The organism is Dickeya fangzhongdai (assembly GCF_002812485.1).
Classification (GTDB): Bacteria; Pseudomonadota; Gammaproteobacteria; order Enterobacterales; family Enterobacteriaceae; genus Dickeya; species Dickeya fangzhongdai.
This window is the reverse complement of the sequence record NZ_CP025003.1, coordinates 4,406,493-4,432,647: the sequence shown is the minus strand read 5'-3', so window position 1 is coordinate 4,432,647 and position 26,155 is coordinate 4,406,493. Positions and strand designations below refer to the sequence as shown.

Here is a 26,155-nt window from a genome sequence, read left to right as displayed (position 1 = left end):
GGCTGGTCTGTGTTGTAAATAAATCACATCCTGAAAGGTATCCTTATGTTGTGGCGTCATTGGCTGGGTAAAAAAAGTCGTCAGGTTTCACAGGGCGCTGAGTTCAACGCGGAATCGCCTCTGGGGGTCATGCTGGAAGCGCGAATGCTGTTTGATGGCGCGGTGGCTGCCACTGTTGAACAGACTGCCGCCACTCAAAATACGGCTACGCAAACCGCGACAACCGATACCGCGTCGCATGCCGACAGCAGTCAATCTGACCAAAAAGCGACTGAGGCGACCAGCCACAATACCGATACCCAGGATTCGACGACTTCGGCAGACAGCAGCGTTGCGGTTGCTGGCAGCGCCACGCATAAAGAAGTGGTGTTTATTGACACCTCGGTGGCGGATTACCAGCAGTTAGCCAGCGGTGTGAAAGACGGGGTTGAGGTGGTGCTGCTGGATGCCGGCAAGGATGGATTAAGCCAGATAGCGCAATGGGCGCAAACGCATACCGGTTATGAAGCCATCCATATCATCAGCAATGGTGGCGAAGGCAGCCTGACGCTGGGGAGCGTCACGTTGACCGACAGTATGCTTGCCAGCAGACGCGCCGACCTGACGACCATCGGCCAGGCGTTGAGCGACTCCGGCGATATTCTGCTTTATGGCTGTAATGTGGCGGAAGGAACCAATGGGCAGGCTTTCATCAGCGATCTGGCCGCACTAACCGGGGCCGATGTGGCGGCGTCTACCGATCTGACCGGGTCGGCGACGTTGAACGGCGACTGGGTGTTGGAAGCGCAAGTAGGCGAGATAAACACCGACATCGCGCTAACGGCGGCTACGCAGAGCGAATATACCCGCGTGCTGGATACCTTTACTTTTGAAGCCGGTTCCAGCGGCGGTAGCGGTAATAACCAGACCTGGCAGGAAGGGACGCACACCCTGCATTTCGATTTTGTCGGTAACGTGCTGGCTGGGTTAAACAGCGATGGCAATACCATGATATACGACGTGCAAACGGATGGTTCCAGCTCGTCAAATTCGCTGACTTTCACCATCAGCATTCCCGGCTATATTTTTGACTTGTCTTCACTGGATATGTTGAATGCCGATGGCGTCGGGAACATGAACTACACGGTTTCATCCAGTAAATCGACCAGTGGGGACAATAAGAGCGGGGTGCTGACATTTCCCGGGGCGGTGTCTTATACCACGGTCAGCGGCTTTAACAGCAATTTTGTCGGCGTGTCCTCAATTACCATTACTACCTCGGGTACCAACGAGTACTACCTGGATAACCTGGTGTTAAACAATATTCGGGCCGCGTCTTCGGTAGATGCGACATCGACCGTGACTGCCGGGCCGGCCAGCGAAGCGACGACATTCTCCACCACCGCCACCTCTGCGGCCAGCGCCGCCTCGCTGCTGGACTTCACCATTACCGACCCCGGTACGTCGGATGGTTCGGCCACTACCGTCAGCGCTTTTTACGCCAATGTCAGCGGGACGGCGACGTCATCGGAGCTGAGCCAGATGCGGTTTCTGCTCAGCGGCCCGGATGCCACCAACGTAGTTGGTACGTACGACAGCAGCACCGGCAGAATCACGTTTTCCGGGCTCAGCCTGTCGATTGCCAATAGCAGCAGCGAAACTTACACCATCAAGGCGTATTACAACGACAACACCGGCAGTAACGACATTACGGATCACCACACGGTGGTGCTGTCGGTGAATGCCAGCAGCTTCACTACCGGGTCAGGCAGTTCCACCTTTGCCAGCAGCCAGGCCAATGTGACCAACGGCAGCGGCGCCAGCATTGATGTGGCGGCAACCAAACTGATTTACAGCCAGTCGCCGTCCACCGCGGTGGTCAGCGGCATTAACTTTACCACCCAGCCTGTCGTGATCGCCGTTGACGATCGCGGCAATATCGATACTGATTTCAGCGGCACCGTCACGCTGAGCGAAAATGGCAGCGGCTCGCTGACCGGCACCACGTCGGTGGCGGCATCAAGCGGTATCGCTACCTTCAGCGGCGTGAAATACACCTCGGCCAGCGACGCCGACGCCAACTTTGTGCTTACCGCCGCATCTGGCAGCCTGGTCAGCGCCGCCTCGGCGTCAATTGATCCGGATGTGGTCGCAACAAGGCTGGTTTTTTCCACCCAGCCGGTGCCCGTCACCATTCAGAATGGGCAAAGCACCAGTTTCAGCACGGTGCCGGTCGTGCAGGCGGTAGATGCCAATGGCATGGTGGATCAGGATTACACCACCAATATCGTGCTCTCGGTGACCGATCCTAACGACGGCACCGTTGACGGCACCGTCAACAGCCTGTCGGTCACCTCCGGCGATCAGGACGCCAGCGGCACGACGGTGACGCTGACGCCCTCCGGTGGTATTGCCACCTACACCGGCCTCATTATCCAGTACACCAACAGCGGCAGCACCAATACGCTGGCGCTGCGGGCTACCTCGGGCGGCCTGACGGCGAGCAACAGCTCGTCGATAACCTCGACCTCCAATACCGCGCCGGTATTCAGCAACCTGAACGGCGGAGCCACCTATACCGAAAATGGCAGCGCGGTGGTGATAGACAGCGATGTTACGGTCGCTGACACCGAGCTGGATGCGCTTAACACCGGACTTGGCAACTATAACGGCGCGTCGATTACCATCGCCCGCAACGGCGGAGCCAGCAGTAATGATATCTTCGGCAACAGCGGCTTGCTGGGGGTGCTGACGCAAGGACAAAACTTCACGTACAACGGCACGACGGTGGGCAGCGTCACCACCAATTCGAACGGTACGCTGGCGCTGACGTTCAACATCAACGCGACCTCGGTCATCGTCGATGCCGTGCTGCAATCCCTGACCTATGCCAACAGTTCCGACAATCCGCCGACCAGCGTAACCCTGAACTGGACCTTCAATGACGGTTCGCTAAACAGCGCCGGTAGCAATCAGGCGGTGCTCACTATTACGCCGGTCAACGATGCGCCGACTTTATCCAGCGGCGCCACGGTTACGCTGACCACCACGACGGAAGACGTCACCTCGTCGTCCACGGCGGTGTCGTCGTTGTTGAGTGCTACAGGTTACGCGGATGTGGACAGCGGCGCCGTCAGCGGTATCGCGCTGACGGCGCTGACCGGCAACGGGACGTGGCAATACTCGACGGACAGCGGGAGCAACTGGTTCAGCGTCGGCACGGTATCCAGCTCGTCGGCGCTGCTGCTCAGTTCGACGGCGCAGATCCGCTATGTGCCGGACAGCGCCAATGGCGAAACCGCCACCTTCAGTTTCAGAGCCTGGGATCAAACCAGCGGTACGGCGACAGTAGGTGCCAGCAAGGGGCTGGCGGATACCTCGACTACCGGCGGCAGCAGCGCGTTCTCTAGCAACAGCGCGCAGGCGTCACTGGCCGTGAGCAACGTCAACGATGCGCCGACTTTATCCAGCGGCGCCACGGTTACGCTGACCACCACGACGGAAGACGCCGCTTCGTCGTCCACGACGGTATCGTCGCTGCTGAGCTCTGCAGGTTACGCGGATGTGGACAGCGGCGCCGTCAGCGGTATCGCGCTGACGGCGCTGACCGGCAACGGGGCGTGGCAATATTCGACGGACAGCGGGAGCAACTGGTTCAGCGTCGGCACGGTATCCAGCTCGTCGGCGCTGCTGCTCAGTTCGACGGCGCAGATCCGCTATATGCCGGACAGCGCCAATGGCGAAACCGCCACCTTCAGTTTCAGAGCCTGGGATCAAACCAGCGGCACGGCGACGGCGGGCGCGAGCAAGGGGCTGGCGAATACCTCGACCACCGGCGGCAGCAGCGCGTTCTCCGCCAACAGCGCGCAGGCGTCACTGGCCGTGAGCAACGTCAACGATGCGCCGACCTTATCCAGCGGCGTGACCGTTGCACTGACGCCGACGACCGAAGACGTGACATCTGCCGCGACCACTGTGTCGTCGTTGCTCGGCAATGCCGGCTATGGCGACGTAGACAGCGGAGCCTCCAGCGGTATCGCCATTACCTCGACGGTGGGGAATGGCGGCTGGCAATACTCCACCGACAGCGGAGCCAACTGGTTTAATGTCGGTACGGTATCGGGGTCATCGGCCCTGCTGCTTGGATCGACGGCGCAGATTCGCTATATGCCGGACCGCGCCAACGGCGAAACCGCAACGTTGGGTTTCAGAGCGTGGGATCAAACCAGCGGCACGGCGACGGCGGGTGCCAGCAAGGGCCTGGCGGATACCTCGACCTCCGGCGGCAGCAGCGCGTTCTCTACCAATAGTGCGCAGGCGTCGCTGGCGGTGACCAGCGTGAATGATGCGCCGACCGTCGGCAGCACTGTCAGTGGTCAAAGCGCGACGAAAGATACGGTGTTCAGTTTCACGGTGCCAGCCGGTACGTTTATTGACGTCGACAGCAGCGACACGCTGACGTTGAGCGCGACGCAGGCGGATGGTTCGCCGCTGCCGGTCTGGCTGGCTTTCAACCCGTCGACGCGCACCTTCTCGGGCACGCCGGGCAACAGCGATGTGGGCAACCTGACCATCCGGATAACCGCGACCGACAGCAGCAATGCCTCGGTCAGCACCACCTTCGGGTTGACGGTTAACAACAGTAATCTTCCGCCGGTCGTTTCCCTACCCGTGGCCGACCAGACCATCGCGCAAAACGGCAGCTTCAGCTTTACCGTACCGGCCGGCACTTTTACCGATCCCGATGTCGGCGACACGCTGACGTTAAGAGCGACGCAGGCGGATGGTTCGGCGCTGCCGGGCTGGCTGGCTTTCAACCCGTCGACGCGCACCTTCTCGGGCACGCCGGGTAACGGCGATGTGGGCAACCTGACCATTCGGGTGACGGCGACCGACAGCGGCAATGCCTCGGTCAGCACCACCTTCGGGCTGGCCGTCACCAACGTCAACGATGCGCCCGTGGTGTCCGGCTCGCTGAATGCTCAAACGGCGACACAAAACGGTGGCTTCAGCTTTACCGTACCGGCCGGTATTTTCACCGATCCCGATACCGGCGATACGCTGACGTTGAGCGCGACGCAGGCGGATGGTTCGGCGCTGCCGGGCTGGCTGGCTTTCAATCCGCCGACGCGCACCTTCTCAGGCACGCCGGGCAACGGCGATGTGGGTAACCTGACCATTCGGGTAACGGCGACCGACAGCGGTAATGCCTCGGTCAGCACCACCTTTGGGCTTGTCGTCACCGGCAGCAGTGTGGATAACAGCAATAATGTGGATAACAGCAATAGTGTGGATAACGGCGACCCGGAATTCAGGGTCAACGGCACGGGGTCGATGCCGACTAACGCTGCGCCGGTGCCGATGATTACGGTGGCGCCCAATGCGCCGATCACGTTAGGCGCATTATTTGCCCCGACGCCGCTCGGCTCACTGAATACCGGCGTAACGACAGACAACACGACGGCAACGTCAACGATCTTTCAGGCGTCCCAGAATACGCAGCAAACCGGTAGCGCGCCGGTCAGTCAGATCGCCGGTGCCTTCGGGCAGGGCGCTGTTTCCGGCGGCGCCAACCGGTTTGAAAGTTCGCTGGGGTCATTCCCCAGTTTCAATACCGGCGGCGCGCTGGGCGGAAGCTCTTCGCTGGCAGGCGTGTTTTCAGGGATCAACCTGCCTTCCTTGTCGCCGATGGCGGTGTTCTCCGGCGGTAGCTGGCGTGACATCAGCGTCAACGCAGGCAACACCGGAAATGAGGCGCGGCTTACGACGCCATCCGGCGGCATGGCGATGGAGTTCGCCCCCGGCCTGGAGCGTCAGTTGCGGCACATTGGGGACATGGAATCGCAACGTTTGGCCGCCATTGAACAGGCGTTGCTCGATATGGGGCAGTTCAATAGCGCTCAGACCGATCGCGGTCAGAGCAGTAACGATAGACAGCAAGGATAAACGCGGTCTTGGGACAAGGCATTCGTGGCAATAGCAGTAGTGATGACAATAGCAGCCGAAAAATAACAACAAAGGTCAGGAGTGAAATCGTGTCAAAGGGTCGGAAACTTTTCAGTCTCAGCCTCATCGTCATGACGATGAGCGGTTGTGCCGTCACCAGTCAGCCTATTTCGAAAGAACAAAGCGAGCAACGTATCCAGCTGGATAAGGTCGCCATGTTCAGCAAACAGGAGCCGGTAACGGCGCCCATTACCTTGTACGATGCGATGGCGAGGGCGCTTAAATACAACCTGGAAGCCCGGCTTAAGGTGATGGAGCAGGCGTTGTCGCAACAGCAACTGGAGCTGGCGCGCTATGACATGCTGCCCCAGATGGCGATGTCGGCGGGCTATGTCGGGCGCAGCAACACCAGCGCGTCCAGTAGCCGCAGCATCGAAACCGGGCGGCAATCGCTGGAGCCTTCCACCTCGCTGGAACGCGACCGCGACGTTGCCGACCTGACGATGGTGTGGAACGTGCTGGATTTCGGCGTCAGTTATGTCAGCGCCAAACAAAAGGCCGATCAGCGCTGGATCGCCGACGAGCGTAAGCGCAAGGTCGTCCATACCATTATTCAGGACGTGCGCTCGGCGTACTGGCGGGCGGTAGCGGCAGAGCGCCTGCTGGGGCGGATTGATAGCCTGATCGATCGAGTGAATCAGGCGCGCGAAGCCAGTGAGCACATGAGTACGCAGCAGGTCGGCGATCCGGTTGAAGCGCTCAGTTATCGCCGTGCGCTGATTGACGCGGTGCGCCAGTTGGAAGAACAACGCCGGGCATTGTCGCTGGCGAAGACCGAACTGGCGACGTTGATGAATCTGCCGCTGGATACCCCGTATACGCTGGCGTTGCCGAACAGTAACGACATGCCGGTGCCGCAATTAAACGTCGACTTCAATACCCTGGAACAGACCGCGCTGCTTAGCCGTCCGGAACTGAAGGAGCAGGATTATCAGGTGCGCGTTCACGCAGCTGAAACCCGTAAATCTCTGCTGCGCATGTTGCCGGGGCTGGAGGTCAGCGCGGGCGGCCACTACGACAGCAACTCGTTCATGGTTAACCAGAGCTGGGCCGACGTCGGCGTGAAGGTGACCTGGAACCTGTTTAATCTGCTGTCCGGACCGGCGGCGTATAAGACCGCTCAGGCCAATGAAAAGGTGTCGGAAGTGCAGCGTCAGGCAATGTCGCTGGCCGTTATGGCACAGTTGTATATCGCCCGCGCCAACTTCAACGAAGCGGTGCGCCAGTATAAAACCAGTGTGGAACTGCGCGATCTCGACGGCCAGATTGCCGAACAACTGCGCAATCGCTATAAGGCCAACAGCATCGGCGAACTGCAATTGATTCAAGGCGAACTGAACGCCCTGAATGCTAATCTGCGTCAGGATCTGGCCTACGCGGAATTGCGCAATACCTACGGCCAAATTCTCTCGACCGTTGGGTTGGATTTGCTGCCGAAAACGCTGCCTTCCGACCGGCTGGCGGATATCAGTCAGGCGCTGCGCCAGTCTGAAACCAACTGGCAGCAAGGGAAGATCGGCGCGTTGCAGTCATTCTGATTCCCCGGTGATTAAGATGGCGCCTGCAACGCAGGCGCCAGAGCAACGGCTATCCTTGCCTGACAATCATAGGCGCTGGCAGCATTACCCCTCCGCCAGACGTTTGTACCGCTCGAAACGCTCTCTGGCGTCCTGTTCGGTTTTGGCGAACAACTGGCTCGCCTGCTCCGGGTACTGGCGCCGTAACGCGCTATAGCGCACTTCTCCCATCAAAAAGTCCTGGAAATCGGCTTCCGGTTCGTCGGAGTCCAGCGTGAACGGGTTTTTACCCGCCGCCTGCAACTGCGGGTTAAAGCGATACAGATTCCAGTATCCTGCTTCCACCGCCTTCTTGGTTTCACGCTGGCTGCATCCCATGCCGGCTTTCAGGCCGTGATTGATACAGGCGGCGTAGGCGATGACCAGCGACGGGCCGGGGTGGGCTTCCGCTTCGGCGATGGCGCGCAGCGTTTGCGCCTTGTCCGCGCCCATCGCTACCTGCGCCACGTACACGTAGCCGTAACTCATCGCCATCAGACCGAGGTCTTTCTTGCGGGTGCGTTTGCCTTCGGCGGCGAATTTCGCCATCGCCGCCGCCGGGGTGGATTTGGACGACTGGCCGCCGGTGTTGGAATACACCTCGGTGTCGAACACCAGCACGTTGATGTCTTCGCCGGAGGCCAGCACGTGGTCCAGCCCACCGAAGCCGATGTCATAGGCCCAGCCGTCGCCGCCGAAAATCCATTGCGAACGTTTGGCGAGGTAATCCCGGTTCTGATAGAGACGGTTGAGCACCGGATCGTCGCCTTTTTCATGCTCCAGCAGGGTGATTAATCGATCGGCCCGTTCGCGGGTGTCGTCGCCGCGGTCTTTCAGTTCCAGCCACAGGTTGAGCGCGTCGGCCAGCGCCGGGCTGAGCGGTTGCATCAACGCCGTCGCGGCGTCGCCGGCCAGCTGTTCGCGGATGGCGTTGCCGCCCAGCAGCATCCCCAATCCGAATTCGGCGTTGTCCTCAAACAGTGAATTGGCCCAGGCGGGGCCGTGTCCGCGGTGGTTGGCGGCGTAAGGGATGGACGGCGCGCTGGCGCCCCAGATGGAGGAGCAACCGGTGGCGTTGGCGATCAGCATACGGTCGCCAAACAGCTGGGTAATCAAGCGGGCGTACGGGGTTTCGCCGCACCCGGCGCAGGCGCCGGAGAACTCCAGCAGCGGCGTCTCGAACTGGCTGCCCTTGACGGTGGTTTTGCTGAACGGGTTGGCTTTGGGCGGCAGGCCGAGCACCTGTTCCCACAGCGCGATTTTGGGCTGCTGCGACGTCAACGGCTGCATGGTCAACGATTTACCGCGCGACGGGCAGATATCCACGCAGTTGCCGCAGCCGGAGCAGTCCAGCGGCGACACCGCCAGATGGTAATGCAGCGTTTTAGCGCCGGTGGCCGGTTTACTGAGCAGGGTGTCGGGCGCCAGCGCCCGCTCTTCTTCGGTCAGCAGCGCCGGGCGGATGGCGGCGTGCGGGCAGATAAACGCGCACTGGTTGCACTGGGTGCAGCCTTCCGGTTGCCAGGCGGGCACGCTGATGGCGATGCCGCGTTTCTCAAACGCCGCGGTACCGAGCGGAAAGGTGCCGTCTTCCATGCCGGTAAAGGCGCTGACCGGCAAGTTATCGCCCTCCTGCCGGTTCATCGGCGTCAGAATACGCTGGATAAAATCGGGCTGGGTGTCGTCGAGGGTCGCAACAGGTTCCGGCAGGTCGGCCCACTCGGTCGGGATGCGCACCTGAACCGGCGCCTGCATGCCCTGATCGATGGCGGACTGATTCATCTCCACCACGCTCTGGCCCTTCTTGCCGTAGGACAGGGCGACCGCGCTTTTCAGGTAATCGGCGGCGGTATCGGCGGGAATAATCCCGGTCAGTTTGAAGAATGCCGCCTGCATGATCATGTTGAAGCGGCCGCCCAGCCCGAGCTGTCGGGCGATGTCCACCGCGTTGACCACATAGAAGCGAATCTGGTTGCGCGCCAGATAGCGTTTCATCGCCGCCGGCAACGCCGCTTCCAGCTCCGTCGGGTTCCAGGTGCAATTGAGCAGGAAAATGCCGCCGGGTTTCAGCCCCGCCAGCAGGTCGTATTTATCGACGTAGGATTGCTGCGAGCAGGCGATAAAGTCGGCGTTGCGGATCAGGTACGGCGAGGTAATCGGCTGGGAGCCGAAACGCAGGTGCGACACGGTAATCCCGCCGGATTTTTTCGAGTCATAGGAGAAATAGGCCTGCGCGTACATCGGCGTCTGATCGCCGATGATCTTGATGGCGCTTTTATTGGCGCCGACCGTGCCGTCGGAACCGAGTCCCCAGAACTTGCAGGCGGTGGTGCCCGCAGGCGCGGTATCGATGTCATCGACCGGCAGCGGCAGCGAGCTGTGGGTGACATCGTCCACGATGCCGACGGTAAAACCATCCTGCGGCATGGGCTGCAGCAGGTTATTGAAAACCGCGGCGATGTGCGCCGGTGCGATATCTTTGCCGCCCAGCGCATAGCGGCCGCCGACGATCAGCGGCCGGGTATCGTGATTGTAGAAGGCGTTTTTTACGTCCAGGTACAGCGGCTCGGCCTGTGCGCCCGGTTCTTTGGTGCGGTCCAGCACCGCGATGCGCTGCACCGTGGGCGGGATGGCGGCAAAAAAATGCGTCAGCGAGAACGGGCGGTACAGGTGCACGGTCAGCAGCCCGACCTGTTCGCCGCGTTGGTTGAGGTAATCGACGGTTTCCTGAATGGTTTCGCACACCGAACCCATCGCGATAATCAGGCGTTCGGCGTCCGGCGCGCCGTAATAGTTGAACAGGTGGTATTCGCGGCCGGTGAGCCGGCTGATGTGCGCCATCGTCTCTTCCACCAGTTCCGGCAGCGCCTGATAGAAACGGTTAACCGATTCCCGCTCCTGAAAGTAGATGTCCGGGTTTTGCGCGGTGCCGCGCGCCACCGGATGGTCGGGGTGCAGGGCGCCGCGGCGAAAGCGGTCCACCGCCTGCCGGTCCAGCAGCGTATCCAGTTCGTCGTATTCCAGCAGTTCAATCTTCTGGATCTCGTGGGAGGTGCGAAAACCGTCGAAGAAGTTGATGAACGGCACCCGGCCTTTGATCGCCGCCAGATGCGCCACGGCGGACAGGTCCATCACCTGTTGTACGCTGCTTTCCGCCAGCATGGCGCAGCCGGTTTGCCGTACCGCCATCACGTCCTGGTGGTCGCCGAAAATATTGAGCGAGCTGGTGGCCAGCGCGCGGGCGCTGACGTGGAACACCGCCGGTAATAGCTCGCCGGCGATTTTGTAGAGGTTGGGGATCATCAGCAACAACCCCTGCGACGCGGTATAGGTGGTGGTGAGCGCGCCGGCCTGCAACGAACCGTGCACCGCCGCCGCCGCCCCGGCTTCCGACTGCATTTCCACCATTCTGACCGGCTGGCCGAACAGATTCTTTTTGCCCTGCGCCGCCCATTCATCCACGTTTTCAGCCATCGGCGTGGAGGGGGTGATGGGATAGATTGCCGCCACCTCGGTAAAGGCGTACGAGATATACGCCGCCGCGGTGTTGCCATCCATTGTTTTCATCTTTCTTGCCATGTACGGGTTCCTCTCTGTGGTGTCGAAGGCCGCCAGCTACGCTTTGCCGGCTGGCGCACCGTCATGGGCTGACCTAGCACGGCTTATGCCAGTTAGCGCCTGATAAAGGAAAAGCAGGAGATTGAAAGGGTTACGATGGCTGCTGCCGCGGCTGTGGCAATGTGGCGCCGGTGTGATTGAGCGGAACAAGACACGGACTGCGACATCCTGTCGGCCTGCCAACAAAGTGTTGTGCCGCGTCCCGCACTTGTGGCTACTGTTGCCGGGCGTCAGACGAGGGCGGCGCGCATAATAGAGTCGCCGCCATCAAATTTTGTGGCCTGATAATAAGAAATACGCTTTTGAATTATTTTATTATAAATAATATGCGTGGATGTTTTAAAAATATCTCTATATATCAATGGGGATGGAGCATGCGATGAATTAATTAATTCAATTGGCATTAATGGATTAGTATTGACGAAAATATCATATTCTATTTTCTTGAGAGGAAAATATTCACTGCCTACAGTTATCAGACGGCGGTGATATTACCGCTTTCACTCCAATATATTATTCATTAAGAGGAACGGAATATGGCTATTGCAGTTGAAACTCTGAATGCGGTGCAGTTGAAAAAAAGTATTGATGACGGCAGCCGTACCACATTAGGTACGGGGGATGCAGTGACATTCACGAATTTACCCAATCAGCCGGTTGCCATTGTGGCGTATAACAATACCGGGAATACAACCAGTTTTAATGTGGTATATAACAATCAGGCGCCGACCAGTTATCAGATTGATTCCGTACAGTCCCAGGGTTTTTCTCTCGGGCTGGCTTATCTCATCAATCCCGGCGTGACCCATGCCAGCGAGATCACGGTTTCCGTACCGAAAACGGAACAGCAGGGATCGTCCATTGATGTCTACGCGGTCAGTCTCTATTTTCCGCTGGGTAAAATCCAGAATCAGGAAATTCCGCTGGATGGGCGTGCCGTACACTTTAACGGTTATTCCCGCTCGTACGCCACCCCGCCGCTGGCCTGGTATGCACTGACCGTTCAATCCGGTAATACCGGGCAGGTGGGGCTGTATTTCTCCGGCAATCGTATTGATGTTATTGCGGTTAATACGCCAAATGAAATCAAGGAGGTATTAAGAACCAAAGTGATTGCCACCTCCGGTAGCGGTATTGCCAGCGCGGATTTTGATATTCTGGTGAATCCGGGGAATTCTTATACCAAGAATTTTTACGGTGTTTCGAGCCAACTGGTTTATTCACCGATATCCGCGGCTAATACCACCCAGGATGGCTCCATCTCTATACAGAAAATTTCATAACGATGGTTTTTTTCTGAAGATATAATTCAGAATCATAGATAAAATATGTATAAATGTATTCTTCAATAATAACCACGTTTGGATAACATACGTGGTTTTTTTATTTTTCTTTTCATTCATCTTCTTTATCGCATCGACTATGGCGGCGTTTAAGAAAACGTACCGTATTCCGATTGCATGCCGATTGGCGGCGCTGCCGGCCGCATACCGCATTCAGACGCTATCCTGATTGTCCCTTTTCCAACAATTGGTCTGCCGATTGTCTTGTCTCTGTGCCGCCGTGGCGGCTGACGTTTTATAAAAATCAAAGTAAATCAATGAATTGATGGATATGGCCCGGCTGGTACGTTCCCTGCACTCCTCATGGGGTGTGCAACAAGCATTCAACCCGAACAGGAGAAGCAATCATGGCAATGCGTCAATGCGCCATCTATGGCAAGGGCGGTATTGGTAAATCCACCACCACCCAGAATCTGGTCGCCGCGCTGGCGGAGATGGGCAAGAAAGTGATGATCGTCGGCTGCGACCCGAAGGCGGACTCCACTCGTCTGATCCTGCACGCTAAGGCCCAGAACACCATCATGGAAATGGCGGCGGAAGTCGGCTCGGTGGAAGACCTCGAATTGGAGGACGTGCTGCAAATCGGCTACGGCGGCGTGCGCTGCGCTGAATCCGGCGGTCCGGAGCCGGGCGTGGGCTGTGCCGGTCGCGGCGTCATCACCGCCATCAACTTCCTTGAAGAGGAGGGCGCGTATGAAGAGGACATCGACTTTGTGTTCTACGACGTGCTGGGCGACGTGGTGTGCGGCGGCTTCGCCATGCCGATCCGCGAAAACAAGGCGCAGGAAATCTATATCGTCTGCTCCGGCGAGATGATGGCGATGTACGCCGCCAACAACATTTCCAAAGGCATCGTTAAATACGCCAAGTCCGGCAAGGTGCGCCTCGGCGGGTTGATCTGCAATTCCCGTCAGACCGATCGCGAAGATGAGTTGATCATCGCGCTGGCGGAAAAACTCGGCACCCAGATGATTCACTTCGTGCCGCGCGACAACATCGTGCAGCGCGCCGAAATCCGCCGCATGACGGTGATCGAATACGACCCCAAATGCAAACAGGCCGATGAGTACCGCACGCTGGCGGGCAAGATCGTCAACAACACCAAAATGGTGGTGCCCACGCCGGTAACGATGGACGAACTGGAAGCGTTGCTGATGGAGTTCGGCATCATGGAAGAAGAAGACACCAGCATCATCGGCAAGACCGCCGCCGAAGAGAATGCCGCCTGATGAACCCTGTGCCGGCGGCCGCGGGGGCGGGCGTCTGGCGATGAATAAAGGAAAGCCGGAATGACAAACGCAACGAGTGAACGCAATCAGGCGATCATCCAGGAAGTGCTGGAGGTCTTCCCTGAAAAAGCGCGCAAAGAGCGCAAAAAACACATGATGGTGACCGACCCGGCGATGGACAGCGTGGGCAAATGCATCGTGTCCAACCGCAAATCCCAGCCGGGGGTGATGACCGTTCGCGGCTGCGCCTACGCCGGTTCCAAAGGCGTAGTGTTCGGCCCGATCAAGGACATGGCCCATATTTCCCACGGGCCGATCGGCTGCGGGCAGTATTCCCGCGCCGGACGCCGCAATTACTACACCGGCGTCAGCGGCGTGAACAGTTTCGGCACCCTGAATTTCACCTCTGATTTTCAGGAAAAAGACATCGTGTTCGGCGGCGATAAAAAACTCACCAAACTGATTGAGGAACTGGAACAGCTGTTCCCGCTGACCAAGGGCATTTCCATTCAGTCGGAGTGCCCGGTGGGGCTGATTGGCGACGACATCGAAGCGGTCGCCAACGCCAGCCGCAAAGCCATCGGCAAACCGGTGGTGCCGGTACGCTGTGAAGGGTTTCGCGGCGTGTCGCAATCGCTCGGGCACCACATCGCCAACGACGTGATCCGCGACTGGGTGCTGGATAACCGCGACGGCAAACCGTTCGAATCCACGCCGTACGACGTGGCGATCATCGGCGACTACAACATCGGCGGCGACGCCTGGGCCTCGCGCATTCTGCTGGAAGAGATGGGGCTGCGGGTGGTGGCGCAGTGGTCCGGCGACGGCACGCTGGTGGAGATGGAAAACACCCCGCATGTGAAGCTGAATCTGGTGCATTGCTACCGGTCGATGAACTACATCTCGCGTCACATGGAGGAAAAACACGGCATTCCGTGGATGGAATACAACTTCTTCGGTCCCACCAAAATCGCCGAGTCGCTGCGCAAAATCGCCGCGCAGTTCGATGAAACCATCCAGAACAACGCCGAGGCGGTGATTGCCCGCTATCAGGCCCAAACCGACGCGGTAATCGCCAAATACCGCCCGCGGCTGGAAGGGCGCAAGGTGCTGCTGTACCTCGGCGGGCTGCGGCCGCGCCACATCATCGGCGCGTATGAAGACCTCGGCATGGAGATCATCGGCACCGGTTATGAATTCGGTCATAACGACGATTACGACCGCACCTTGCCGGAGCTGAAGGAAGGCACGCTGATGTTCGACGACGCCAGCAGCTACGAGCTGGAAGCCTTCGTTAAGGCGCTGAAACCGGACCTGATCGGCTCCGGCATCAAGGAAAAGTACATCTTCCAGAAAATGGGGGTGCCGTTCCGTCAGATGCACTCCTGGGATTACTCCGGTCCGTACCACGGCTATGACGGCTTCGCCATCTTCGCCCGCGATATGGACATGACGCTCAATAACCCCAGTTGGAGCGAATTAACCGCCCCGTGGCTGAAGTCCGCCTGATGATGATGATTTATCAACGATGATTGTTTATAAAACCAGCCTGATATCCCGTCAGTTCACCGATTAGTGGCGCGGGAGGAGAAAACCATGAGTCAAACTGCTGAAAAAACCCAGCCCTGCTACCCGTTGTTCGAGCAGGAGGAATACCAGACGCTGTTTCGCAACAAGCGCGGTATGGAGGAAGCCCACGACGAACAGCGCGTGCGCGACGTCTTCGAGTGGACCACCACTCAAGAGTACCAGGAACTGAATTTCCAGCGTGAAGCGCTGACCATCGACCCGGCGAAAGCCTGCCAGCCGCTGGGCGCGGTGCTGTGCGCGCTCGGGTTTGCCAACACCCTGCCTTACGTACACGGTTCGCAGGGGTGCGTGGCCTATTTTCGTACCTACTTTAATCGTCACTTTAAAGAGCCGATCGCCTGCGTTTCCGACTCGATGACCGAAGATGCCGCGGTATTCGGCGGCAATAACAATATGAACAGCGGCTTGCAGAACGCCAGCGCGTTGTACCAGCCGGAAATGATCGCCGTCTCCACCACCTGCATGGCGGAGGTGATCGGCGATGACTTACAGGCCTTTATCGCCAACGCCAAGAAAGATGGATTTGTCGCCGCGGACATGCCGATTCCATACGCCCACACCCCGAGTTTTATCGGCAGCCACATCACCGGCTGGGACAACATGTTCGAAGGTTTCGCCCGCACTTTCACCACCGGCGAAGGGAAAAACCATCAGCCCGGCTCGCTGGCGCGGCTGAATCTGGTTACCGGGTTTGAAACCTACCTCGGCAACTACCGGGTGATAAAACGGATGATGGCGCAGATGGAAGTGCCGTGCAGCCTGTTGTCGGATCCGTCCGAGGTGCTGGATACCCCGGCCGACGGTCACTACCGTATGTACGCCGGCGGCACCAGCCAGCAGGAGATGCGCGACGCGCCGAACGCCATCGATACGCTGCTGCTGCAGCCGTGGCATCTGGTGAAGACCAAAAAAATGGTGCACGACGAATGGGGCCAGCCCGCCACCGAGGTGCCGGTGCCGATCGGCCTGGCCGCCACCGACAAACTACTGATGACGGTCAGCGAACTGACCGGTAAACCGATTGGTGAGGCGCTAACGCTGGAGCGCGGCCGGCTGGTGGACATGATGCTCGACTCCCACACCTGGCTGCACGGCAAGCGCTTCGGCCTGTACGGCGATCCGGATTTTGTCATGGGGTTAACCCAGTTTTTGCTGGAGCTGGGCTGCGAACCGACGGTGATCCTGTGCCACAACGGCAACAAACGCTGGCAAAAGGCGATGAAGAAACTACTGGAAGCGTCGCCCTATGGTCAGGACAGCGAGGTGTACATCAACTGCGACCTGTGGCACTTCCGCTCGCTGATGTTTACCAACAAACCGGATTTCATGATCGGCAACTCCTACGGCAAGTTCATTCAGCGCGACACGCTGGCGAAGGGCGAACAGTTTGAAGTGCCGTTGATCCGGCTCGGCTTCCCGCTGTTCGACCGTCACCACCTGCATCGCCAGACCACCTGGGGTTACGAGGGAGCGATGTCGATCCTCACCACGCTGGTGAATGCGGTGCTGGAGAAACTGGATCACGACACCATGACGCTCGGCAAGACCGATTACAACTTCGATCTGATCCGCTGAGGTGGCGGCGTTTCCCTGTGAACAGGGAGGGCTGCAACCTTCTTCCACTATCAGGCGCCCGGCGTTGTCCGGGCTGTCCTGTTCCGTTAAGGAGAAACCGATGCCGGTGGTGATTTTTCGTGAACGCAACGCACAACTGTACTGCTACGTCGCCAAGCTGGACCTGGAAGCCAAAGTAACGGGCATGGAGTTTGATCGGCACGATTACTGGGGCGGACGCGTCGAGCTGGAAGGCGGCAAGTGTTATTACGTCAATCCTCAGGACGCGAAACCCGTGTTCCCGGTCAGCCTGCGGGCCAGCCGTGCTGAGCTCGGATAAGGAGAAAGGAGCATGTCTGATGATGATGTGTTGTTCTGGCGCCTGTTCGCGCTGATCCAGTGCCTGCCGGAGCTGCCGCCGCCACGGCTGCTGGGCTGGCTTGGCGACGGCGATGAAGCGTCGCTGGATGCGGACCGGCTGGCGTCGCTGACGCAGGCGGAACTGGCGGCGCGTTTCCCGATTGATGCCGACGCCATGACCCCGGCGCGTTGGCGCTCGGTGATGGACTGCCTGCGCGGCGCGCTGCCGCCGCACCTGGCTGTCGCGGCGCCTTCCCGACGCAGGCCGGAACTGCTGGCGGCGTTCGCCTCGCAGGATGGGCTGACCATTAACGGCCATTTCGGTCAGTGTCGGCTGTTTTTTATCTACGCGTTCGATCAGGACGGTTCCTGGCTGCACGACCTGCGCCGCTATCAGCCTGCCGGCGGCGAGCAGGAAGGCAATGAAGTGCGTTCGGCGCTGCTGAACGACTGCCACTTGCTGTTCTGCGAGGCGATTGGCGGCCCGGCGGCGGCGCGCATCATTCGCCACAACATCCACCCGGTCAAGGTCGCGCCCGGCACCCGGATTCAACCCCAGCGCGACGCGCTGCAAACCCTGCTGGCCGGCACGCTGCCGCCGTGGCTCGCCAAGCGGCTGGAAAAGGGCAACCCGCTGGAGGATAGGGTGTTTTGATATCCTAAAAGCATACCAGTGCGTTGGTATGCTTTCCCTGATGGCTGGCGTCCGTTGTTCTGCATCGTGTCGCCGTTGATTGGTGCCATCATCGTTGATGGTTGACGTCTATTTTTTGATAAAGGTTAGCCGTATGGCTAACTTTTTGTATTTTATTTCACTTGTTAGCTATATGGCTAACTTTTTCGGTGGTATTCTTTTGATAGGCGATGGCATCACGTTGACGGCGGCGAGCATGGCAAGCAGAGAGAGTATGGGGAAAACGATAGCCAGTACCCGTAAGGCGCGCGGGCTAACACAAAGACAATTGGCGGAGCAAACGGGGATTAACAAAACCACGCTATCCGAGATTGAGAACGGCCGGTTTACTGGCTCGCTGGATATTTTTGAACGGTATCTGGATGCGGTCGGTTTACAGCTTGAGTTGGTGATGAAGCAGCATCGGCTGCCAGGCTGGGATGAGGTCGACAAGCTCTTTGCGGAGGATGAGTAATGGTGCTGGAGCAACTACCCAGAAAAATCGATAAGATTACCGTGTGCTCGTCAGGTCAGCCATTGGGCGTGCTAACGCATGGCTCGGTTCATCATTACCAGCCCACTCAGGTTCAGCGCCATGTATCGTTAACCATGACCAACTCTACGCTGGATGGCTATGTATCCGGCGCCCTGCATCCTGTTTTCGCGCAAAACTTGCCTGAGGGATTTAACCGACGCTACATCGCGGAAAAACTGGCCCGTTATGCGCGGGTTAATGATATGTATCTGCTTGCATTGCAGGGAGAACATGGTATCGGCATGCTGGATTACCAAAGCGATTTGCATTTTCCTGAAACTGAAAATATCTCGTTATCCGAGATTTTGCATTATCAGGGATCGGAGCCGTTGTTTCCCCAATTGCTGGAAAAATATTATTTACGTAATACGCTGGCTGGCGTGCAGCCCAAGGTCAGCTTGCCTGAAGCAGGCAGGACGGTGGAACAGAAAGCGCTTATCGTTAAATCGTTTGACGAGCTATTTCCATTACTGACGGTTAATGAGTTTGTATGTATGGGCGCGGCGAGGTATTGCGGTCTGGAACCGCCTGAAACCTGGTTGTCGGAGAATCTCGAAACCTTCATCGTCGCGCGTTTCGACAAACCAGAAGGGCAGCGATTGGGGTATGAAGATTTCACCACATTGTTGAAGAAACCCAACAATCCTGATGCGAAATATAGCGGCAGCTATGAGACATTGTTGAAAGCAACGCATCTTTACACCGGTAGTTATGATGAAGTATCCAGAATGTATCGGTACATTGTGTTTAATTGTCTGATCGGTAATGGCGATGCGCATCTGAAAAATTTTGCTTTGCAATATACGCCCGACATGAAACGGATATTTGTTTCTCCACCGTTTGATATCACCCACACCCTGATTTATGACGCTATTGATAATAAGATGGCGCTCAAGATGGCAAACAGTAAGGTGTTTCCGGATAAAGCCTGCCTGCTGAAACTGGCGGAGTCGCCTACTTTCCGTATTCGTGACGCCCAAACTATTATTGAGTCCCTGGCTCAGGGGATCAGTGATTATCTGGATATTTCAAATGAAGTCAGCGTGTTTAAAGGATTAAAAACGTCAATTAAACACGCGGTATCGACAGTCATGACGCCGACTTACAGCGTGAAGCCGTATCGTCATGATAAAAAGAAAAAATTCAATTAAGTTCCGTGTTATCACTCCACCGTTATGCTCTCTCCGTCCTGATGCGTGATCCGCAATCGGGTGCCGGCGATCGCCGTTTGCACCGCCTGACGGATGGTCATCGTGCCGATAACCGGGTGAGGGCGCACCGCGCCGGTTTTGCTGGTGTCGGTGATGATGCCGCAGCCGGTGGCGTGGGCGATCTGCTGGGCGGTTTCGTCGAAGCGATCGAAACGGATGTCGTAGGTGCCGACTTTGTCGCATTGGCCGTAGGGCACCGGCTGGTTGGCCGGCGGCGTACCGGCGCCGCTATCAGGCCATTCCGACGTGCGGGGGCAGCCGGACAACAGCAACGTACCGCATAACAAAAATGTCCCGGATAACAACGATCTCATAGGGATAATGCCGGTTCGGACAGGCTTGAGCGCCATGATGCCTCCTGATAAAGCCGTTGCGGGTAAGAGGTAGCCTTCTTCAACGTTGGGCGGTGTCACGCCTTATGGCGGGACACCGTCTATTATCGTCGCTGGATGTAAAAGATCGCGTGCCGGGTGTAACAAGCGCGCTGATTGGTGTGAGCGGCTGTTTCTGCCTGCGCAATATTGAGAAAAATCAGCCCGCCGTTGATGGCGGGCTGACCAAGGGGCGGCGGTTGCTGCCGGAAAGCATCAACGCGGCGCGGCGATAGCCAGCGGGTTACTGTCGTTCAGATTGAAAAACGTCATGGTGTCGTCCAGATTTTTCGCCTGTTCGTGCAGCGAGGAGCTGGCGGAGGCGGACTCTTCGACCAGTGCCGCGTTTTGCTGGGAGGATTGCTCAAGCAGGGTGATGGCGGTGTTAACCTGTTCGATGCCTTTGGCTTGCTCTGATGAGGCCATCGAGATATCCGCCATGAATTCATTCACGCGTTTGATCTCGTCCATCAGCCGCGCCATATCCTGGGTGGAGAGCGACGCGACTTTTTCGCCCTGGGCGATTTCATTGGCCGTTTTTTCGATCAACTCTTTGATTTCGCGTGCCGACCCGGCGCTGCGCTGCGCCAGACTGCGCACTTCAGACGCCACGACCGCAAAGCCTTTACCGGCTTCGCCCGCGCGGGCGGCTTCCACCGCCGCGTTAAGCGCCAGAATGTTGGTCTGGAAGGCGATGCCGTCCATGATGCTGATGATATCGTTGATCTTGTTGGAGCTGTCGGCGATGTGCTGGATGCGTTCGATCATCTGGCTAAAGTTGCTGGCATTTTTTTCCGCCAGCGCCGCCACGGAGTTGGTCAGTGTCATGGCTTTGCCGGTGTTGGCGGTGTTTTCCTGCACCGACGCGGTGATCTGCTCCATGCTGGCGGCGGTTTGTTCGACGGATGACGCCTGCGCTTCGGTACGGGCGGCGAAATCCCGGTTGGCGGCGGAGATTTGTTCCGCGCCGGCCGCCACGGAACCGGCCGAGTCTCTGACATCCAGCACGATTTTGCGGAATGCCTGCTGCATGTCTTTCAGCGAAACCATCAGCCCACCCATCTCGGTATTGTGCTGAGGAGGAATATCCAGCGTCAGCACGCCTCGTTCCATCATGCCGAAATAGGTTCTGACTTTCTGCATCGGCGTCAGCACCACGGTGCGAATGAATTTCAGAGTGAACAGACTGATGAACAGCACCACTATCAGCGTGGAAATCAGGATAGTTAATGTCTGCTGATAGAAGCCGTCCGCATGCGCGATCTCTTCATGCCCGATACCTTTGGCGAAGGTGACAAACTGCGTCAGCTTCTGGCGGAAGGTCGCGCCTTTTTCCAGCGCATCGGGCACCAGCGTCGTGTAGAACCGATCAACGTTTCGGTCGCGCAGCGCCGTGAGCATAGGAGCGACGGCGTTGTTCATGTAGTCATTGAAGGCGTCGTCGATTTCACCGCGCAGCGCCCGGCCTTGCGACGTCAGCGCCGGAATACCGCGCAGTTCCGACATGGTGCTGTTGGCGGAAGTGATGTAGCCGTTCAGCCGTTCAAGACCGGCCTGAATGGTGGCGTCATCCTTTTTGCTCTCAATGGCCAACGCGACGTTAATGCCGGCCAGCCGGGCATTCAGCATTTCCGAATAGGCGGAATAAAGCGGGATAAGCTGTTCTCCCTCGATGCTGCTGACCTTGCGGATAGACAGGTTGCTTTGCATGGAGGAATACAGACTGAACGTGCAAACAGAAAGTAATAGCAGCACAAATACGGCGATAACGCAGTAAAGCCCATTTTTTATTTTGATTTTTTCTAACATTCCCTATCTCCTTTAAACGACGGGTTTTCCCTGCCTGCCGCTATGGTTTCTTATGTCTTGCTGACATGAAGTCAATATCGGTAAGGCGACTATTAAGCTGTGTTTTTCATCAGACGTGGCGTGCCGGCCCGATAGGGGGGACAGCCTAATAGTTTTATAACGAATGGTTGTTGATGTAGGTCAGGCTGTGCCCCGCAATGATTCGCGCCCCCTGTGCTGGTAATCTCCGCCAATTGTCTGCTTTGTCGTAAACCTCACATCACTTTTTCCTTATAAATCAATTTATCAGCGCTGGCCTGCGTTTTGCACCGCATGAGGGATATCAACAAACGCGGCGAGGGTGAGATGAAGGGAAGTGAGATTCTGGCGTTGTTCGACGAGCCAGCCTGTGAACATAACCACAAGCAAAAGTCGGGGTGCAGCGCGCCCAAACCCGGCGCCACCGCAGGCGGCTGCGCGTTTGACGGCGCGCAGATCACGTTGCTGCCGCTGGCGGACGTCGCCCATCTGGTGCACGGGCCGATTGGCTGCACCGGCAGTTCCTGGGATAACCGCGGCAGCCAAAGCTCCGGCCCGACGCTCAACCGGCTTGGTTTCACCACCGATCTCAGCGAGCAGGACGTGATCATGGGGCGCGGCGAACGGCGGCTGTTCCATGCGGTGCGGCATATCGTCAACCGCTACCGCCCGGCGGCGGTGTTTATCTACAACACCTGCGTACCGGCGATGGAGGGCGACGACATTGAAGCGGTATGTCTGGCGGCATCGGAGGCGGTGGGCGTGCCGGTGATCGCCATCGACGCCGCCGGTTTTTACGGCAGCAAGAATTTCGGCAACCGGCTGGCGGGCGAGGTGATGGTGAAAAAGGTGATGGGTCAGCGGGAACCGGCGCCCTGGCCGCAGGACACCCCATTCGCTCCCGAACACCGGCACGATATCGGCCTGATTGGCGAGTTCAACATCGCCGGCGAGTTCTGGAACGTGCTGCCGCTGCTGGACGAACTGGGTATCCGGGTGCTGGGCAGCCTGTCCGGCGATGCCCGCTTCGCTGAAATCCAGACGATGCACCGGGCCGAAGCGAACATGCTGGTGTGCTCGCGGGCGCTGATCAATGTCGCCCGGCAGTTGGAGCAGCGCTACGGCATTCCGTGGTTTGAAGGCAGCTTCTACGGCGTGCGGGCGATGTCCGACGCGCTGCGGCAACTGGCGGCGATGACCGGCGATGCGGACCTGATAACCCGCACCGACGCGCTGATAGCCCGCGAAGAGGCCGCCGTGACGCGGGCGCTGGCGCCGTACCGCGAACGTCTGCAGGGGCGCAAAGTCCTGCTGTACACCGGCGGCGTCAAATCCTGGTCGGTGGTGTCGGCGTTGCAGGATCTGGGCATCACCGTAGTCGCCACCGGCACCCGTAAATCCACCGAGGAGGACAAGCAGCGCATCCGCGAGCTGATGGGCGACGACGCGCTGATGCTGGAAGAAGGCAACGCCCGCACGCTGCTGGATGTGGTTTACCGTTACGGCGCGGACATGATGATCGCCGGCGGGCGCAACATGTATACCGCGTACAAGGCGCGGCTGCCGTTTCTGGATATCAACCAGGAGCGTGAGCACGCTTTCGCCGGGTATCGCGGGCTGGTGGCGCTGGCGCAGCAGCTGTGCCTGACGCTCGATAGCCCCATCTGGCGGCAAACTCATCAACGGGCCCCGTGGCACTAAGGAGCAGCGATGGCACAGGTGATTCGCAGTAAAAAACCGCTGGCGACCAGCCCGATTAAAAGCGGTCAGCCGCTGGGGGCGATTCTGGCCGCTCAGGGCATCGAACACAGTATCCCGCTGGTACATGGCGCGCAGGGGTGCAGCGCGTTCGCCAAGGTGTTTTTCATCCAGCATTTTCACGAGCCGATTCCGTTGCAATCCACCGCGATGGACCCGACCACCACCATCATGGGAGCGGACGACAACATCTTTACCGCGCTCGCCACGCTGTGCCAGCGCAATACGCCGAAAGCGATCGTGCTGGTCAGCACCGGGCTGTCCGAGGCGCAGGGCAGCGATATGGCGCGGGCGGTGCGGCAGTTCCGCGACGACTATCCGCGCTTTAAATCGGTGGCGATCCTGACGGTCAACACGCCGGATTTCTACGGATCGCTGGAGAATGGCTTCAGCGCGGTGGTGGAGAGCATTATCCAGCAGTGGGTGCCGGAAAAACCGCCGGTGGGGATGCGCAACCGGCGCGTCAACCTGCTGCTGAGTCATCTGCTCAATCCCGGCGATGTCGAGCTGATCCGCAGCTACGTCGAGGCGTTTGGGCTGCAACCGGTGATCCTGCCGGATCTGTCGCAATCGCTGGACGGGCATCTCGCCGGCGGCGATTTTCAGGCGGTGACGCAGGGCGGCACGCCGCTGCGCGGTATCGAGCAGATGGGGCAAAGCCTGAGCACCATCACCATTGGGGCGTCATTCCAGCGCGCCGCCAGTTTGCTGGCGATGCGCAGCCGCGGCCAATCGCTCAGCCTGCCGCATCTGATGACGCTGGAGAACATGGACTGCTTTATCCGGCATCTGCAACAGCTGGCCGGGCGCGAGGTCCCGGCGTGGATCGACCGTCAGCGCGGCCAGTTGCAGGACGCGATGATCGACTGCCATATGTGGCTGCAAGGTCGGCGGATGGCGCTGGCGGCGGAGGGCGATCTGCTGGCGGGTTGGTGCGACTTCGCTCTCAGTCAGGGCATCACGCCGGGCCCGGTGGTGGCGCCGGTCAACCAGCAAAGTCTGGCGGCGTTGCCGGTGGAACAGGTGGTGATCGGCGATCTGGAGGATTTGCAGGATCTCCTGTGCGACAACCCGGCCGACCTGCTGCTGTCCAATTCCCATGCCGTCGATCTGGCGGAACAGTTCGGCATGCCGTTGATCCGCGCCGGATTTCCGATCTTCGATAAGATCGGCGAGTTCCGCCGCCCGCGTCAGGGCTATGCCGGTATGCGCGACACCCTGTTCGAACTGGCGAACCTGATGCTGGCGGGCCATCACCACCAGCCGGTTTACCACTCGCCGCTCAAGCAGCAGTTTGCGCCGCCGCGGCGTCAGGAGGCGGACCATGCAGCATGTTAACCGGCATCTCAGCGCCATCAGCGCCGGCGTCTGGTCAATGAAGGTGGCGTTCGCCAGTTCTGATTATCACCATGTCGATCAACACTTTGGCGCCACGCCCCGGCTGGTGATCTACGGCGTGAAAGAAGATCAGGTCACGCTGCTGAAAGTGGTGGACTTCAACGTGCGTTACGGTCATCAGGAGGACAAACTCACCTGCCGCATCGACGCGCTGGAGGACTGCGTCACGTTGTATTGCGTGGCGATTGGCGACGCTGTATTCCGCCAGTTGTTGCAGGTGGGGGTCCGGGCGGTGCGCGTACCGACCGATACGCCGATCGCCCAACTGTTGCAGCAGATCCAGCAATGCTGGCATGACGGCGAGCCGCGCGTCACCCGCCGCCAGCGCGATCCTAACCGTTTCGAACGGCTGATCGCCGAACAGGAATGGCGCGAGGAGGATGATGTGTTGTGAGTGATGTCTGTTGATTGGGGGAAGCATGCCCGTTTTCAAAATGTGGGGTGGTAGAGAAAAATATTTTTATTGTATTTGGTAAGTTTTTCTTATCAAATGGTTGGCAGCCAGTAATAGGCTGCCTTATAATATTTTTTTAATTTATTGTTTAATATCGTGTTAGATATTTAAATGGAATTTTTTATAAAGGATTTTATGTAATGGCTAATATTATTTATCTAAGTATAGAAGGGAAAAGTCAAGGTTTAATCTCATCTGGGTGTGGCTCTTATGATTCAATAGGAAATAAATGGCAGAAGGGGCATGAGGATGAAATACTGGTTTATGAGTTAAACAATTGGGTGGATAGGGTAGATAATGTTAATTATCATCCTGTTGAAATTAGAAAGCCTATTGATAAGTCTACTCCACTGCTACTTACCGCTTTAAATGATAACGAATATTTGGAGTGTAAGTTCTTATTTTATAGAACGAACGGAAACGGCAGTCTAGAGGTTTATTTTTCTATAACTCTTCAAAATGCCAAGATAAATAATATAAAAATGAATTATCCTAATAGTGCTACTCACAATGATAGTCAACCAGATGAAATGATATCTTTTACATATAAAACAATGTTGTGTGAGCATATAAAGGCGGGGACAAGTGCATATTGTCTTTGGGATAGTAGTTTGTTTTAGTTAAACGTGAAGAGTCTATTGGTTCATAATAAATTATTCGCTCTTTTAATTGGAATAGGTAAGCGGTTCTAGT

Annotated in this window: 18 protein-coding genes; 15 read left to right on the top strand and 3 right to left on the bottom strand. The window is 57.9% G+C overall.

Annotated features, from left to right (window positions below; translation table 11 throughout):
- Positions 1 to 45: 45 nt before the first annotated feature.
- Entirely contained in the window at positions 46 to 5,925 is a 5,880-nt protein-coding gene (locus CVE23_RS19810; protein ID WP_167389558.1) for a DUF4347 domain-containing protein, read from the top strand.
- An 89-nt stretch (positions 5,926 to 6,014) separates the two neighbouring features.
- Positions 6,015 to 7,523, top strand: a complete 1,509-nt coding sequence (locus CVE23_RS19805) for a TolC family protein (RefSeq protein WP_049854748.1) — start codon at positions 6,015 to 6,017, stop codon at positions 7,521 to 7,523.
- Between the two features lie 84 nt (positions 7,524 to 7,607).
- Here the strand turns inward: CVE23_RS19805 and nifJ are convergent, their stop codons facing one another.
- Positions 7,608 to 11,120, bottom strand: a complete 3,513-nt coding sequence (gene nifJ, locus CVE23_RS19800; RefSeq protein ID WP_100850218.1) for a pyruvate:ferredoxin (flavodoxin) oxidoreductase — start codon at positions 11,118 to 11,120, stop codon at positions 7,608 to 7,610.
- A 575-nt stretch (positions 11,121 to 11,695) separates the two neighbouring features.
- Between nifJ and CVE23_RS19795 the strand changes: the two genes are divergently transcribed.
- The 8 genes from CVE23_RS19795 to CVE23_RS19755 all read left to right on the top strand — a co-directional run bounded on the left by CVE23_RS19795 (position 11,696) and on the right by CVE23_RS19755 (position 19,594).
- Positions 11,696 to 12,442: a hypothetical protein gene (locus CVE23_RS19795; RefSeq protein ID WP_038920353.1), complete on the top strand. Its 747-nt coding sequence runs from the start codon at positions 11,696 to 11,698 to the stop codon at positions 12,440 to 12,442.
- 407 nt (positions 12,443 to 12,849) lie between these two features.
- Entirely contained in the window at positions 12,850 to 13,731 is an 882-nt protein-coding gene (gene nifH, locus CVE23_RS19785) for a nitrogenase iron protein (protein WP_038665259.1), read from the top strand.
- Between the two features lie 60 nt (positions 13,732 to 13,791).
- Positions 13,792 to 15,240: a nitrogenase molybdenum-iron protein alpha chain gene (gene nifD / locus CVE23_RS19780; RefSeq protein ID WP_100850216.1), complete on the top strand. Its 1,449-nt coding sequence runs from the start codon at positions 13,792 to 13,794 to the stop codon at positions 15,238 to 15,240.
- Positions 15,241 to 15,327: 87 nt separating this feature from the next.
- On the top strand, positions 15,328 to 16,896 hold the full coding sequence (gene nifK, locus CVE23_RS19775; protein ID WP_100850215.1) for a nitrogenase molybdenum-iron protein subunit beta: 1,569 nt from the start codon (positions 15,328 to 15,330) through the stop codon (positions 16,894 to 16,896).
- 100 nt (positions 16,897 to 16,996) lie between these two features.
- A complete protein-coding gene (gene nifT, locus CVE23_RS19770) occupies positions 16,997 to 17,215 on the top strand; it encodes a putative nitrogen fixation protein NifT (protein WP_033570863.1) in 219 nt (72 codons plus the stop codon).
- A 12-nt stretch (positions 17,216 to 17,227) separates the two neighbouring features.
- On the top strand, positions 17,228 to 17,890 hold the full coding sequence (locus CVE23_RS19765; RefSeq protein ID WP_100850214.1) for a NifB/NifX family molybdenum-iron cluster-binding protein: 663 nt from the start codon (positions 17,228 to 17,230) through the stop codon (positions 17,888 to 17,890).
- 133 nt (positions 17,891 to 18,023) lie between these two features.
- Entirely contained in the window at positions 18,024 to 18,383 is a 360-nt protein-coding gene (locus CVE23_RS19760) for a helix-turn-helix domain-containing protein (protein ID WP_202438418.1), read from the top strand.
- Positions 18,383 to 19,594, top strand: coding sequence for a type II toxin-antitoxin system HipA family toxin (locus CVE23_RS19755; RefSeq protein WP_100850213.1), 1,212 nt, complete (start codon positions 18,383 to 18,385; stop codon positions 19,592 to 19,594). The genes CVE23_RS19760 and CVE23_RS19755 overlap by 1 nt, the downstream gene beginning before the upstream one ends.
- Before the next feature lie 11 nt (positions 19,595 to 19,605).
- On the opposite strand, the gene CVE23_RS19750 is transcribed toward CVE23_RS19755, so the two are convergent.
- Positions 19,606 to 19,968 carry a hypothetical protein gene (locus CVE23_RS19750; protein WP_038921137.1) on the bottom strand — a complete coding sequence of 121 codons (363 nt, stop codon included), beginning with the start codon at positions 19,966 to 19,968 and terminating at the stop codon, positions 19,606 to 19,608.
- A 104-nt stretch (positions 19,969 to 20,072) separates the two neighbouring features.
- On the opposite strand from CVE23_RS19750, the gene CVE23_RS19745 reads away from it, so the two are divergent.
- Complete coding sequence (locus CVE23_RS19745; protein WP_038920347.1) at positions 20,073 to 20,261, top strand: hypothetical protein; 189 nt, start codon at positions 20,073 to 20,075, stop codon at positions 20,259 to 20,261.
- On the opposite strand, the gene CVE23_RS19740 is transcribed toward CVE23_RS19745, so the two are convergent.
- Complete coding sequence (locus CVE23_RS19740) at positions 20,242 to 21,834, bottom strand: methyl-accepting chemotaxis protein (RefSeq protein ID WP_100850211.1); 1,593 nt, start codon at positions 21,832 to 21,834, stop codon at positions 20,242 to 20,244. The genes CVE23_RS19745 and CVE23_RS19740 overlap by 20 nt on opposite strands.
- A 345-nt stretch (positions 21,835 to 22,179) precedes the next feature.
- Between CVE23_RS19740 and nifE the strand changes: the two genes are divergently transcribed.
- The 4 genes from nifE (at position 22,180) to CVE23_RS19720 (ending at position 26,082) form a co-directional block, all read left to right on the top strand.
- Positions 22,180 to 23,553, top strand: a complete 1,374-nt coding sequence (nifE, locus tag CVE23_RS19735; RefSeq protein ID WP_100850210.1) for a nitrogenase iron-molybdenum cofactor biosynthesis protein NifE — start codon at positions 22,180 to 22,182, stop codon at positions 23,551 to 23,553.
- A 9-nt stretch (positions 23,554 to 23,562) separates the two neighbouring features.
- A complete protein-coding gene (gene nifN / locus CVE23_RS19730; RefSeq protein WP_100850209.1) occupies positions 23,563 to 24,948 on the top strand; it encodes a nitrogenase iron-molybdenum cofactor biosynthesis protein NifN in 1,386 nt (461 codons plus the stop codon).
- Positions 24,935 to 25,402, top strand: a complete 468-nt coding sequence (locus CVE23_RS19725) for a NifB/NifX family molybdenum-iron cluster-binding protein (RefSeq protein ID WP_038665286.1) — start codon at positions 24,935 to 24,937, stop codon at positions 25,400 to 25,402. The genes nifN and CVE23_RS19725 overlap by 14 nt, the downstream gene beginning before the upstream one ends.
- 200 nt (positions 25,403 to 25,602) lie before the next feature.
- Positions 25,603 to 26,082, top strand: a complete 480-nt coding sequence (locus tag CVE23_RS19720) for an Hcp family type VI secretion system effector (RefSeq protein WP_100850208.1) — start codon at positions 25,603 to 25,605, stop codon at positions 26,080 to 26,082.
- The last annotated feature ends 73 nt before the right edge of the window (positions 26,083 to 26,155 follow it).